The following is a 13,992-nucleotide window of genomic DNA, read 5'->3' as shown; positions in this document are numbered from 1 at the left end:
GATTCCTTTAAGGTAAGACGAATTCGGTAAGCGGGCGCCCGGAGTCAGACGCCGCTCGGTATCAGAGGCGAACCAGCGCAGAGCCCCAGGCAAAACCGCCGCCGAAGGCTTCCAGCAGGACCAGCTGGCCGGGTTTGATGCGGCCGTCACGCACCCCTTCATCGAAGGCGATGGGCACGGAGGCCGCGGAAGTGTTGCCGTGACGATCCAGGGTCAGGATCACCTTGTCGAGCCCCATGCCGAGTTTCTTGGCGGTGGCGTTGATGATGCGGAAGTTGGCCTGATGGGGCACCAGCCAGTCCAGCTCGCTCGGCTCGATGTCGGCGGCGGCCAGGGTTTCGGTGACGATTTCGCTCAGGCGAGTGACCGCCACCTTGAAGACGTCGTTCCCCTTCATGTACATGTAGGCTTCGAGCTCGGCCCCCGGCATGCCACGACGGGGTTGCGGCAGCTTGAGCAGCTCCCCGTAACGGCCATCTGCATGCAGGTGGGTGGAGAGGATCCCCGGCGTCTCGCTCGCGCCGATGACCACGGCCCCTGCCCCATCCCCGAACAGGATGATGGTGCCGCGATCCTCGGGATCACACATGCGTGAGAGCACGTCGGCGCCCACGACCAGTACGTGGCGAGCGGCGCCGGATTTGACGAACTGATCGGCGATGGCGAGGGCATAGGTAAAGCCGGCACAGGCGGCGGCGACGTCAAAGGCCGGGATCCCCGGCACCTCGAGCAGCCCCTGCAGTTCGCAGGCGGCGGCAGGGAAGGCATTCTCCGCACTGGTGGTCGCCAGCACTATCATGTCCAGATCCGCCGCGGTCAGACCTGCGGCGTCCAGCGCCCGCAAGGCCGCCTGGTGAGAGAGGGTCGCGACGGTTTCGTCGCTGCCCGCGATGCGGCGTTCACGGATCCCGGTGCGTTCCACGATCCATTCGTCACTGGTTTCAACCATCTGCTCAAGATCGGCGTTGGTACGGACCGAACTCGGCAGATAACTGCCAGTACCCAGAATTTTGCTATGCATAGAGTTTTATTAATCCCTGTCGGAAAAGACAGATTCAAGGCGATCTGCAATGTGCAACGGAAGTTGGTGTTTGGCTTCTTGTGCGGCCAGCAGAATCGCATGACACAGAGCGCGGCGCTCGGCCCGCCCATGGCTTTTTACCACAATGCCGCGCAATCCTAACAGACTCGCGCCATTATACTGGTCGGGGTTCAGGTAAGAAAAACGCCGTTTGAACATAAATCCGGCGAGTCGACCAAGAAAACTGCGTTTTTTGCGCGGATATCCGGCCAGTTCGGCCATCATCCGCACCACCCCCTCGGCGGTCTTGAGCGCCACGTTGCCGACAAAACCGTCGCAGACGATGACGTCACAGTCGCCGCTGAAGATCCTGTCACCCTCGATGAAACCGGCGAAATTGAGGGTGTTGCACTGGCGCAGCAGCTCCGCGCTGTGGCGAACCAGGTCGTTGCCCTTGATCTCCTCCTCCCCCACGTTGAGCAGCGCCACCCGGGGGAAAGGGATCCCTTCGACCTTTTCGGCGACCACGGCCCCCATCACCGCAAATTGCAGCAAGGTATCGGCATCGCAGCTCACGTTCGCCCCCAGATCCAGCATCACGGTGCGCTTGCCATTCACGGTCGGCAGCGCCTTGATGAGGGCGGGTCTGTCGACGCCAGGCAAGGACTTGAGCACGCACTTGGCCATGGCCATCAGGGCACCGGTGTTGCCAGCGCTGACGCAGGCATCGGCGGCGCCGCTCTTGACCAGATCCAGGGTCACGCGCATGGAGGAGTCTTTCAGGGTACGCAGCGCCACGATCGGCTTTTCGCCCATGCCCACGACTTGGGAGGCATGCACGAGACGAACGCGGGGATGGTTGAGCAAGCCGTGTTGCTGCAACAGAGGAGCGGTCTGGTGTTGATCACCGACCAGGACAAGGCGTAGCTGGGGCAAAAGAGACAGTGCCTGCACGGCGGCAGGCACTGTTTCCGAGGGGCCGATATCTCCCCCCATTATGTCTAGCGCGACAGTTTGCGTAGACAAAGGCAATCCTTAAGCGATTACCTTTTTACCGCGGTAGAAACCATCGGCAGTCACGTGGTGACGACGATGAATTTCGCCACTGGTCTGATCAACAGTCAGGGCTGCGGTGGTCAGTGCATCGTGGGAACGACGCATGCCACGCTTGGCGCGGGTTTTACGGTTCTGTTGTACGGCCATGGTAGGCTAACTCCTAAAATTCACTTACGTTTGAGCGCTTCAAGAACTGCAAAGGGATTCGGCCGCTCATCAGCAGGTTCGATTTCACCCCAGGTCATCTCCATGTTTCCTCGCGGGCAGACATCCACTGGATGCATGGCCACCTGAGGCAACGAGAGGATGAGCTCATCCTCCAGGATTTGATGAAGATCTATCTCGCCGTTTTCGTCCAACTCAATGGGCTCATAAGCTTCCGGCAGTTCTTCCTCGTTTGTCCTTTCGAACAGCGGAGTGTAGATAAAACTAGCTTCACAAAGGTGTTCGAATGTCTCTCCACAACGCTGGCAAACCAGGTCGACCTTGGCATGGGCAGTGCCTTTCATAACGGTCAACTTCTGGACATCTTTGCCAAAGTGCAGGGTGACATCCACATCACTTCGCAAGCCTTCGGTTGATTCCTCCAGCCTGGGCATCTGCGACTTTTCCACTATCCCGACATAGTCGAGTAGCTTCAAGGCATTACGGACTGGATCAACCTTAACGGGCAACTTCACCTTTTGCATAGGGCGCGAATATTATAGGTCCAACAAGGGATAGTCAAAGGAAAAAGTCCTTACCACCGATGATTTTAACTGCACAGGTCCCTGCGGGGAGGAACTTGCGCTCATCGGTGGCCGATTATGCCATAAACCGCAGGATCCCGCACAGGATCCTCACCACCTCCCAGACCGGATATGGGGGCACTGTCTCACTCCGAAAGTGGCGGGCAGCGCTGGCTGGCGCCGAGCAGGTGCTGCGGATTCGCTACCCTGGGCTGCTCTTCCATCAGCCGGCGGATGGCCTGAAAACTCTCAAGGGCTCCCTTGATGGCCATGGGATTGGCCAGCCAGCCCGGCAGGTTGCTGCCCGGGTTGGTATAGGTCTCGAGTCTGATCAGGGTGGTGCCATCCGGCCTGGGCTGCGCCTCCCACCGACCCGAGCTTTCCTGGATCCGGAATCGCCCGGCCCGCACTGGCAGCGCATTGGGCTCGGCCCAGACCTCGAGCGTCAGCCCGCAATCGGCTCCCCTGCTCAGATGGGAACGGGTGATCAACTCCCTGTCCTGAACCGGCCAGGGGGCAGACAATCGGGTGTACACCAGATCATCGTCGGGACCGGACCTTGCCAGCAACCTGACTTCGCGGCTTCGGGGCAGCCACTCCTGGTGGCGCGCCGTGTTGCGCAGCACCTTCAGCAGCGCGGCGGGATCCGCATTGACCTGCATCTCCAGACGCAGCGCCAGAAAGGGCGACGGAGGTCGAGCCTGAGTCCAGAGCAGGATCCCCTCCTTCCCCGGCCGTAATTGCCACCCCTCCCCCCAGCCTGCGAAGGAAAGCAGCATCAGGGCCAGCACCGCGTATCTTGCCATCTCTCTCGGCCTCATCGTATCGCTCTATGTCATTGTCAGCCGCCGGGACGCCTGCTTCCAGCCCGGCTCCTAAGTCGCCCACTCAGAGGCAGGCAGATGATCGACGCAATTTGCGCAGCCCTGTTCGCACGGATAGAATCAAGCAATTGATTTATAAATGGATATCATCAGAAGATGCAAACGCCCTTGATCCTCGCCTCCACCTCTCGCTATCGCAAGGCGCTGCTGGAAAAACTTGGCCTGCGGTTTCAGTGTGCCTCACCCGAGGTGGACGAGACCCCTCGACCCGGGGAAACGGCAGACACCCTGGTCCGCCGGCTGGCCCATGCCAAGGCGAGCGCCATAGCACGTCAGCATGATCAGGGGTTGATCATCGGATCGGATCAGGTGTGTGTCTGCGACGGGCGCATTCTCGGCAAGCCTGGCACGGTGGAGAATGCGGTGGCGCAGTTGATGCTGGCCCAGGGCAGGAGCGTCACCTTTCATACCGGGTTGTGTGTCGTCAATGCCGCCAACGGCCATGTCGAGCAGCTCGTCGAACCCTTTACCGTGCATTTTCGCTCCCTCGGCGAGGCCGCCATCCGCCGCTATGTGGAAGCCGAACGTCCTCTGGATTGTGCCGGCAGCTTCAAGTGCGAAGGGATGGGCATAGTGCTGTTCAAGGCCTTGGAGGGGCGCGATCCCAACGCCCTTGTCGGTCTTCCCCTCATCGGCCTGATCGACCTGCTGGCATTGCATGGACTTCATCTGCCTTGAGACAAGGGCTGTACCAACGATGAAAAACGGGAGCCAAGGCTCCCGTTTTTCATTCGTGTCAGCGTGGCAGCTTGGCGAGGAACGCCTCAAGCTCCGGTGACAATGGCGCTTCCACCTGCATCTCCCGATCATCCACCGGGTGCGTGAAAGTAAGCTTCCAGGCGTGCAGGAACAGTCGTTTCAGACCCTGGGTCCGCATCTTTTCATCGAACGCGGCCTCACCGTACTTGTCATCGCAGGCGATGGGGTGGCCGGCGTGCTGGGTATGCACCCGGATCTGATGGGTCCGGCCGGTGATCGGGCTGCACTCCACCAGGGTCGCCTCGGCAAACGGGCGGGCAATCCGGAAACGGGTCTCGGAAGGCTTGCCATCGCTGCTGACCCGCACCACCCGCTCGCCGGATTGCAGATCGTTCTTGCGCAGCGGCGCATTGACCACCTTGACGTGGGGTTGCCACTGGCCACGCACCAGCGCCAGGTACTGCTTGCGCATGGTCTTGACCCGCAGTTGCTCGTGCAGGCTGCGCAGGGCACTGCGCTTCTTGGCGACCAGCAGCACGCCGGAGGTGTCGCGATCGAGCCGGTGTACCAGCTCCAGGAAACGGGCCTCCGGGCGCAGGGCGCGCAGCCCCTCGATGACGCCAAAGCTCAAGCCGCTGCCACCGTGCACCGCCATGCCGGACGGCTTGTTCAGCACTATCATGGCGTCGTCTTCAAACAGGATCTGGCTCTCCAGACGCTGGATGCTGCCGAGGTTGGCGGAGGGCAATTCGTTCTTCTCGGCGACGCGCACGGGGGGCACGCGCACCTCGTCGCCGGCACAGAGCTTGTATTCCGGTTTGATGCGCTTCTTGTTGACGCGCACCTCCCCTTTGCGAAGGATGCGATAGATCAGGCTCTTGGGGACGCCCTTTAACTGAGTCTTGAGAAAATTGTCGATGCGCTGCCCGTCATGCTCAGCTTCGATGGTGAGCAGCTGCACTTGTTGATGTATCTGTGTCATGGCGCGGATTTTAACACCGCCGACAGCCCTTGGCTGCATGCTTTGTTAAAAAATGGCGTCTTGCTATAAAAGTGATTTAAATGGGATAATAAACAAGGTTTTGTCATTGTGTTCAAGCCTTGTACTAAGTGGCCAAAATGTATGCCACCCAATCCCGAAACACCGTGTATACAAGAACATGACGGTTCCCGGGTGCGAGGTACAACGCATGGAGAACGCAAACAGAGCCGATGTAAATTGTCTCCACACCGGTATCCTTAATTCACGCCCTCTCGAGATGGCTGAACCAGAGTGCCCTTAGTTTGCGCCTCATGCATACCCCAACCGGGAGGTTGTCCAAGCATGCTGAAGACCCGAGGCCGGCGCCGGCAGGATCCTGTGGAGGAATCAAAATGACAAAATAATGAGAACTCAATGAAAAGAATGCTAATCAACGCGACTCAGGAAGAGGAGTTGCGCGTAGCGCTGGTTGACGGACAACAGCTCTACGATTTGGATATTGAAAGTCCGGGGCATGAGCAGAAAAAAGCGAACATTTACAAGGGCAAAATCACCCGCGTAGAACCCAGTCTCGAAGCTGCTTTTGTCGACTATGGCGCCGAGCGCCACGGTTTCCTGCCGTTGAAGGAAATCGCCCGCAATTACTTCCCCTCCGGTTACTCCTATCAGGGTCGTCCCAACATCAAAGAAGTGGTCCGTGAAGGCCAGGAAGTGATCGTCCAGATCGACAAGGAAGAGCGTGGCACCAAGGGTGCGGCCCTCACCACCTTTATCAGTCTGGCCGGCAGCTACCTGGTGCTGATGCCGAACAACCCCCGTGCCGGCGGCATCTCCCGTCGCATCGAGGGTGACGAGCGGACCGAGTTGAAGGAAGCCCTGAGCGGTCTGACCGTGCCGGACGGCATGGGCCTCATCGTGCGTACCGCCGGTGTAGGCAAGTCTCCGGAAGAGCTGGAGTGGGATCTGAACGTCCTGCTCAACCACTGGGACTCCATCCACAAGGCGTCACAACAACGTTCCGCCCCGGTGTTGATCCACCAGGAGAGCAACGTCATCGTGCGCGCCATCCGTGACTACCTGCGTCGCGATGTGGGCGAGATCCTGATCGACAATCCGGTCATCTTCGAACGCGCCAAGTCGCATATCGAGCTGGTCCGTCCCGACTTCCTCAATCGCGTGAAGCTGTACAAGGGTGATGTCGCCCTGTTCAACCACTTCCAGATCGAGAGCCAGATCGAATCGGCCTTCCAGCGCGAGGTGCGTCTGCCCTCCGGTGGCAGCATCGTCATCGATCCGACCGAGGCCCTGACCTCCATCGATATCAACTCCTCCCGCGCCACCAAGGGCGGCGATATCGAAGAGACCGCGCTGCAGACCAACCTGGAAGCGGCCGACGAGATTGCCCGTCAACTGCGCCTGCGCGACCTGGGTGGCCTGATTGTCATCGACTTCATCGACATGACCCCGGTGCGCCATCAGCGCGAAGTGGAAAACCGTCTGCGTGAAGCCGTGCACCAGGACCGCGCCCGCATCCAGCTGGGCCGGATCTCCCGCTTCGGTCTGCTGGAGATGTCTCGCCAGCGCCTGCGCCCCTCCCTCAACGAGTCCAGCAGCCATATCTGCCCCCGTTGCCAAGGCCAGGGGGTCATCCGTGACAACGAATCCCTCGCCCTCTCCATCCTGCGTCTCATCGAAGAAGAGGCCATGAAGGACAACACCGAGCAGGTTCACGCTCAGGTGCCGGTCGATGTGGCCGCCTATCTGCTCAACGAGAAGCGTACCTCCATCGCCAATCTGGAACAGCGCAATGATGTGCGTGTCTACATCATTCCGAACCAGCATCTGGAAACCCCGCACTACGAAGTGACCCGCATCCGTCAGAACGAGATCCCGGAAGCGGCCAGCTACGAGCTCAAGACCGAGATCGCCAAGCCGGTCTATCAGCCTCGCCAGGCGCAGGTGATCGAACGCGAACAGCCGCTGTTGCAGGGCTTCGCACCGGCTCCTCAGCCGGTCGCCCCCGTCGCCGCCCCGACGCCTGTTGCGGCTCCCGCTCCGGTTGCAGAACAAACCGGCTTCTTTGGCAAGCTGGCCAAGGCCTTCTCCGGTCTGTTCGGCTCCTCCACCGAGGCTGCTCCGGCCGAGACCAAGGCTCCTGCCGAGAAACCGGCCGCCCAGCGCGACGCGCGCAAGGACGAAGGCCATCGCCATCAGCGCGATGAGTCCCGCAGCCGTGGTCAGCGTGGCCGTCGCGACGACAACCGCGGCAGTCGCAATGCCGAGGCCGGCGAGAAGCGTGAAGGCGCAGCCAGCCGCGAGAGCGGTGATCGCAATCGCCGTCCGCGCAAAGAGCGTGAGCCTCGTCAAGAGCGGGAACCGCGCCAGGAACGGGAAGCCCGTGGTGAAGTGCGCAGCGAACAGCGCATGGAACGTGAGCCCCGCGAGCCTCGTCAGGAGCGTGAACCTCGCGCCCCGCGCCCGGCCCGTGAGCCGCGCGCTCCCCGTGAACCCCGTGCCGAGGTCGTGGTTGAGGCGGTAGAGACCCAAGCTGCTATTGCCGCCGTCGATGCCGAACCGCACCAGGAGAAAGAGCAGAAGGTGGCCGAGCGCCGCGAACGTCGTCAGCTGCGCAAGCAGATCCGCGTCGATGTCGCCGCAACCGACTCCCCTGCCCTGCCGGTTGACGAGCAGGCAGGCGATATCGCCGTGGTGCAAGCCGCAACCGTCGAGCAGCAGGACGAGCAGGGTGAAGGCCAGCGCCGTTCCCGTCGCACGCCTCGCAGCCAGCGAATCGAAGGCCAGCGTCGCAAGCGCATCAACGAAGATGCACGCGGTCAGCGTGACGACGAGCCTCAGGGCGAGGTGCAACTCACCACCGCCGCCCAGGCGGATGCGGCCCAGGTCAATGTGGAAGAGCCCGCCGTGCCTGTCGTCACCATTCCGAGCGCGGAAGCCGTGGCTGCAGCGCTGCAAGCCTCTGCCGCCCTGACCGAGCACGTGGTTGCCGAGGCCATTGCCGAAGAAGCTGCCGAGCAGGCACAAGCCGCCTTGGCCGCCAAACCTGTCACCGAGACTGCCGAGCGGGCGGTTGAACCGGCAGCCGTAGTCGCAGTAGCTGCGGTCGAAGAAGCAGCTGACGTCGTGACTGCCGAACCCGTGGTTGCCGACGTGGTGGTCCAGGCCGATGAGGCCCAGCCCAGTGCTGCCGTCGTTGCCGAACCCGTGATGAACGAGGTCGTCGCCGAGGTGGAAGCGGCCCCCGCAGTTACCGCCGAGCCGGTGGCCCCAGTTGTAGCAGCCGAGGCCGAAGTCGTCACAACCCCCGAGGTTGTGGTGGCCCAGCCTGCGCCCGTTGCCGTACCTGCGGCCAAGACCCTGAGCAAGGGTGCCGGCGTGCTGGCCCGTGCTCGCATGGCCTCTGCCCCCATGGCAACACCGGCGGCCGCCCCAGCACCGGCGCCTCGCGCACCGGTTGAATACGAACCTCTGGTGCGCAGCGCAGTGACGACCTCTGGTCGTCACGGTGGCAGCACCGCGGCCAGCAACGTGGCAACCAGCCCGGCCGGTCGCCCCTGAGCGGACTCGCTAACCTGATCAAAGGGCCACACACTGTGTGGCTCTTTTTTTGCGCGCCGATCTGTCTCTCCCTGTCCCCCCTTTATCATGGTGATGGCGCCCGCTCTCAATACCAGGGCGAGTGCCAGCGTTGTCGACGATCCCGACTTGCCCTTCTGACAGAGTCGCGAAGAAGCCCTCGGTACCCCGCATCCTCTGATTGCACTCTCACCCTGGATATCCTACTCGACACTCCTGAGCCCCCGTGCTTATCCCACTGACCCAGCTTGACCATCCATGGCCCGGCAGAGGTCCAGGTCAAATGCCCGAACCATATGCCGGCAGCCCTCTTTATCTCCTCTGTATGGGCGTCTTGGCTGTCCATCCAGGCCCCTGGATACGATATGTCCGCCCCCTCCATCTACTGAACGTGTCACCTCCCCGGCTTTCGAGTCGGCCAAGGTTTGCCAGGGTTGCAAAACAGGGGTTGACCATGGACAAGAGGAGTAATGGAGTGTAGATATGGTTTATTAAGAGTTTAGTTTGATGGCATACAAATACCCATCAGGAGGTCGCAACAACAGGGGTCAAGTACACAGCCATCACTTTCTTGCAAGGATCCGACGTCACTGGGTCGCTCACCGGCAGAATGTCGTGCCAAGGATCGGCGGCTAAAGCCTGGGCAGCCACCTGTCCGGCTCGAGGAACGCTGCTAGTCCTCCCCATCTGGCTAATCCCCTTTCTTGACCCAAGAAAAAAGGGCCCGTAGGCCCTTCTTATTCGAGAGAATGCTTGGCGGTCAGCCGCCAAACAGATGGTTGCTCAGCAGGAACAGACCGCCGGAGAGCAGCATGGTCAGCGGCAGCGTCAGCACCCAGGCCAGCAGTATGGTCTTGATGGTCTGGGTCTGCAGGCCCGACTTGTTTGCCACCATGGTCCCCGCCACCGCGGAGGAGAGGATATGGGTGGTGGAGACCGGCATGCCGGTCAAGCTGGCCACGCCGATGGAGGCGGCGGCGGTGATCTGGGCGGCGATCCCCTGGCTGTAGGTCATGCCGGAGGAACCGATCTTCTCGCCTACCGTGTAGACGATACGGCGCCAGCCCACCATGGTACCGCAGCCCAGGGCCAGGGCGATGGAGACAATGACCCAGGTCGGTGCATATTCGGCGGTCGCAGTCAGATCCTTGCGCCATTTGGCGAGATCGGTCAGCTCCTTGGCCGGCAGCGGCAGCTTGGAGACCTTGCGCGCGGTGTCGTCGATGCACAGCAGCAGGCGACGCACCTCGCGGCGATCGACCAGGCTCATCTCCTCGTAGGTGCGCACCTGGCCGAGACGATTGTCGAGGGTGGCCATGGCCTGCAGGGCCTCACCGGCCTCACAGTGGGTCATCAGCTCTTCCTGGGCCTGGGCCGGTACGCTGAAGTTCACCAGGTGGGAGACCTGCTCATGGTTGCGCTGGTAGATTTCCATGATGCGCTGGTTGGCATCCTGGGTACGGTCCAGATCGTAGGAGCGGCTGTTCATGTCCAGAGCAAAATAGGCGGGGGCCATGCAGATCAGCACCAGCATCACCAGACCAATGCCCTTCTGGCCGTCGTTGGAGCCGTGCACGAAGCTCACGCCCATGGCGGAGGCCACCAGGGTCAGACGTGCCCAGAACGGCGGATGCTTCTTGCCGTCCACCAGCAGGCGCTCTTCAGGGGTCTTGTGGATCTTGCTGCCCAGCCAGACTCGCTTCATGGCGAACAGCAGCAGGGCGGCGATAATGAAGCCCACGGTGGGAGAAATAATGAGAGAGAGCATGATGTCGATGGCTTTGCCGACGTTGATGCCCTCTTTCAGAGGTTGATGGCTGATCAGGGCATAGGCACCGCCCACCCCCAGGATGGAACCGATCAGGGTGTGCGAGCTGGACGCCGGAATGCCGAAGTACCAGGTCCCCAGGTTCCAGACGATGGCTGAAAACAGCAGGGAGAAGACCATGATCAGGCCCTGGGTGGAATCCATGCCGAGCAGCAGATCGATGGGCAGCAGATGAACGATGGCATAGGCCACCCCCAGTCCACCCAGCATGACACCGGCAAAATTGAACAACCCGGAAGCCACTACCGCCATATGGGCCGGCATCGCCTTGGTATAGATAACCGTTGCTACCGCGTTGGCGGTATCGTGAAAGCCGTTGATGAACTCATAGGCCAGCACAAAAAAAACGGCCAATACCAAACCGATTGACCACCACAAACCCAAACCACTAAACATTTCAAACATAAAAACGAACCTGTTTATGAGTTGCGGCGGATTATGCCAGAAGGCTCGATGCGCCATACCCGTTGTTGAAATATTTCAGTAAGAAAAAAAAAGGGCATTCCGTCAAAAAATGTCTTAGACCCTGACGGAATGAGACTTGTCATCGATTAATTAAAGCCCGTGGCAACCCGGTGAACGAGGTTCAAACAGGGCTATCAGTGGCAGCCCTCCCATGCCTGAACGCCGCTTCATACCTCCCGTCACCTGCCACAGGGTGAGAAAAAGGGTGCCGCGGCACCCTCCTTATATAAGCAATGGCGTCAAGCTCAGTCCTGGTTGATCCGGCTGGCCACCGCCCCTTGCTGGCTCTTGTACTTGGCATTCTCCCGCTTGTTGTACGGGCGAGCCGCGGTGCCGGAGAGCATCTCGAAGTTCAGCGCCCCTATCTTCATCTTGGGGCGCAGGGCCAGGGGCAACTTGCCGCCGTTGTAGAACTCCAGCACGATGCGGCCGGACCAGCCCGGATCGATGCGGTGCGCGGTGACGTGCACCATGAGGCCCAGGCGGGCCAGGGAGGAGCGACCATCCAGCCAGCCGACGATATCCGCCGGCAGGGTCACGGATTCATAGGTCACCGCCAGTGCCAGCTGACCCGGGTGCAGATAGAAGGCTTCGCCGTCCGGCACGTGGATCTCCTCGCTCATCACCCGCTCGATGGCATCGGCCATCTCGGCACTGGTACCCCCGAGGTCGATATAAGGCGCGGTATGATCGCGAAACACCCGAAACTCGTTGCCCAGCAGCACGTCGACGCTGACGCCGCTGATCCGCTCAACACCGGGCCGCGGCTCGATGACGATCTTGCCTTCATCCAGATGCCGTTCGATATCGGTATCACAAAGACGCATTCTGCGACTCTCCTGACAAATGATTCATTTAAAAAAGCCGGGCATCACCCGGCTTGTTTTCTCTCAACCAATCAGCATGTGGCGGATACGCGCCTTGAGCATGTCGATGGCGATGCGGTTCTTGCCGCCACGGGGCACGATCACGTCGGCATACTGCTTGGACGGGTCGATGAACTGCATGAACATGGGACGCACCGTCTTCTGATACTGCTTGAGCACGGAGTCCATGGTACGGCCGCGCTCCTGCACGTCGCGCACCAGGCGGCGCAGCAGACAGATGTCGAGGGGGGTGTCCATGAAGATGGAGGCATCCATCAACTCGCGCAACCGGCTGTCGGTCAGCAGCAGTATCCCTTCCAGAATGATGACGCGGCGCGGCGCGAAGACGGTGACGTCACTCATCCGCGTGTGCTCGGTATAGGAGTACTGGGGGATATTGACCGCCTCCCCCTGCATCAGCTGGGTCAGATGCTCAACCAGCAGATCGTGATCCAGGGCATTGGGGTGGTCATAGTTGGTCTTGACCCGCTCTTCCATGGTCAGGTGGGTCTGATCACGGTAGTAGCAATCCTCGGTGATCACACCAATCTGACCCGCCCCCAGCTCGGCCACCAGCTCTTCATAGATGGTTTGGGCGATAAGACTCTTGCCGGAAGCGGATGCACCAGCAATACCGATGATCACACAGGAATGTTGAGTATCAGACATTGAAAATACCTAAAGAGAAGAGCACTGGGGATTGTTTAAACCGATCCATTATATGAAAAAGGGTGGGCCATGCCCACCCCAAATCCGCCTGTGACGGCCGACAGCCGATTATTCGTCCAGCGCCACCGTGTAGAGCGGGGTCGCAATCGGTTTACCGCTGAAATAGAGCTCGGCCCCCACCCGGCGGGCCAGTTTCAGATAGGCCTGTGCCAGCTCTCCGTCCGGCGCCCCGAACACGGTTGGACAACCGTCGTCCATGTGCTGGCGAATGTCGATGTGCAGCGGCAGCTGGCCAAGCAGCGCCACTTGATACTGCTCTGCCATCTTCTTGCCGCCACCGGTGCCGAACAGCGCCTCGTGATGACCGCAGGCACTGCAGACGTGGTAGCTCATGTTCTCGACAATGCCGAGCACGGGCACCTGGACCTTGTTGAACATGGCGATCCCCTTGCGGGCATCCGCCAGCGCCACGTCCTGGGGCGTGGTGACGATCACGGCGGCCGTGGTCGGCACCTGCTGGGCCAGGGTCAGCTGAATGTCACCGGTGCCGGGTGGCATGTCCACCACCAGGTAATCCACCTCACCCCAGCGGGTCTCATGCAGGATCTGCCCGAGCGCCTTACTCGCCATGGGGCCGCGCCAGATGGTGGCATCCTGCTCGGCCACCAGATAACCGATGCTGTTGCTCTTGAGGCCGCACGCCATCACGGGCTCCATCAGCTTGCCATCGAAACTGACGGGACGCTCCTTGAGGGTCCCGGTCATGGTCGGAATGGAGGGGCCATAGATGTCCGCATCCAGGATGGCGACCCGCGCCCCCTCCTTTTGCAGCGCCAGCGCCAGGTTAACCGCGGTGGTGGACTTGCCCACCCCCCCCTTGCCGGAAGCGACCACCAGGATGTTGCGAATGCCTTGCACCGCCGCGAGCTGCTGGGCGCGCGGCATGCTGGCCACGTCGATCTCCCCCGTCCAGTCGATGCGGGTCGCGCCCGTGGCGCTGCGCAGCCGCGCATCGAAGGCGGCTTTTATCTCGTCAAACAGGGATTGGCCGGCAAAGGGCAGCACCAGCTTGATGGTCAGGGTCTGCCCCTGATGCGCTATGGTGCGCACAAAACCGGCTGCCACCAGATCCTTGCCCCATCCGGCCGGCTTAAATTCGGCCAGGATCAGTTTTACTGAATCAATCACCATTAACTCCCC

The 13,992-nt window shown here is 60.9% G+C and carries 12 protein-coding genes; 2 read left to right on the top strand and 10 right to left on the bottom strand.

Annotated elements, in window-relative coordinates; all coding sequences use genetic code 11:
• Positions 1–61 precede the first annotated feature (61 nt).
• The 5 genes from R2B70_RS10020 to R2B70_RS10000 all read right to left on the bottom strand — a co-directional run bounded on the left by R2B70_RS10020 (position 62) and on the right by R2B70_RS10000 (position 3,611).
• Entirely contained in the window at positions 62–1,021 is a 960-nt protein-coding gene (locus R2B70_RS10020; protein WP_042076307.1) for a beta-ketoacyl-ACP synthase III, read from the bottom strand.
• A 9-nt stretch (positions 1,022–1,030) separates the two neighbouring features.
• Positions 1,031–2,047: a phosphate acyltransferase PlsX gene (gene plsX, locus R2B70_RS10015; protein ID WP_318163302.1), complete on the bottom strand. Its 1,017-nt coding sequence runs from the start codon at positions 2,045–2,047 to the stop codon at positions 1,031–1,033.
• A gap of 9 nt (positions 2,048–2,056) precedes the next feature.
• Positions 2,057–2,224: a 50S ribosomal protein L32 gene (rpmF, locus tag R2B70_RS10010; RefSeq protein ID WP_005300935.1), complete on the bottom strand. Its 168-nt coding sequence runs from the start codon at positions 2,222–2,224 to the stop codon at positions 2,057–2,059.
• Positions 2,225–2,244: 20 nt separating this feature from the next.
• The gene (yceD, locus tag R2B70_RS10005) at positions 2,245–2,766 is read right to left on the bottom strand and encodes a 23S rRNA accumulation protein YceD (RefSeq protein WP_029314532.1); all 522 of its coding nucleotides are present in this window, start codon (positions 2,764–2,766) and stop codon (positions 2,245–2,247) included.
• A 185-nt stretch (positions 2,767–2,951) separates the two neighbouring features.
• A complete protein-coding gene (locus R2B70_RS10000) occupies positions 2,952–3,611 on the bottom strand; it encodes an START domain-containing protein (protein WP_318163301.1) in 660 nt (219 codons plus the stop codon).
• A 174-nt stretch (positions 3,612–3,785) separates the two neighbouring features.
• Here R2B70_RS10000 and R2B70_RS09995 point away from each other — a divergent pair, with 174 nt between their 5' ends.
• On the top strand, positions 3,786–4,367 hold the full coding sequence (locus R2B70_RS09995; RefSeq protein WP_216990267.1) for a Maf family protein: 582 nt from the start codon (positions 3,786–3,788) through the stop codon (positions 4,365–4,367).
• A gap of 58 nt (positions 4,368–4,425) precedes the next feature.
• On the opposite strand, the gene rluC is transcribed toward R2B70_RS09995, so the two are convergent.
• The gene (gene rluC, locus R2B70_RS09990; protein ID WP_318163300.1) at positions 4,426–5,370 is read right to left on the bottom strand and encodes a 23S rRNA pseudouridine(955/2504/2580) synthase RluC; all 945 of its coding nucleotides are present in this window, start codon (positions 5,368–5,370) and stop codon (positions 4,426–4,428) included.
• 414 nt (positions 5,371–5,784) lie between these two features.
• Between rluC and rne the strand changes: the two genes are divergently transcribed.
• A complete protein-coding gene (gene rne, locus R2B70_RS09985; protein ID WP_318163299.1) occupies positions 5,785–8,946 on the top strand; it encodes a ribonuclease E in 3,162 nt (1,053 codons plus the stop codon).
• Between the two features lie 778 nt (positions 8,947–9,724).
• On the opposite strand, the gene R2B70_RS09980 is transcribed toward rne, so the two are convergent.
• The 4 genes from R2B70_RS09980 to apbC form a co-directional block, all read right to left on the bottom strand.
• A complete protein-coding gene (locus tag R2B70_RS09980; protein ID WP_209792311.1) occupies positions 9,725–11,197 on the bottom strand; it encodes an inorganic phosphate transporter in 1,473 nt (490 codons plus the stop codon).
• Positions 11,198–11,502: 305 nt separating this feature from the next.
• A complete protein-coding gene (dcd, locus tag R2B70_RS09975) occupies positions 11,503–12,084 on the bottom strand; it encodes a dCTP deaminase (protein ID WP_010674732.1) in 582 nt (193 codons plus the stop codon).
• A 63-nt stretch (positions 12,085–12,147) separates the two neighbouring features.
• Positions 12,148–12,792, bottom strand: coding sequence for a uridine kinase (gene udk / locus R2B70_RS09970; protein ID WP_042076317.1), 645 nt, complete (start codon positions 12,790–12,792; stop codon positions 12,148–12,150).
• 108 nt (positions 12,793–12,900) lie between these two features.
• Positions 12,901–13,983 carry an iron-sulfur cluster carrier protein ApbC gene (gene apbC, locus R2B70_RS09965; protein ID WP_042076319.1) on the bottom strand — a complete coding sequence of 361 codons (1,083 nt, stop codon included), beginning with the start codon at positions 13,981–13,983 and terminating at the stop codon, positions 12,901–12,903.
• Positions 13,984–13,992: the final 9 nt, after the last annotated feature.

The organism is Aeromonas sp. XH (assembly GCF_033348475.1).
In the GTDB taxonomy this organism is placed as follows: Bacteria; Pseudomonadota; Gammaproteobacteria; order Enterobacterales; family Aeromonadaceae; genus Aeromonas; species Aeromonas sanarellii.
This window is presented reverse-complemented; position numbering and strand designations above follow the sequence as displayed.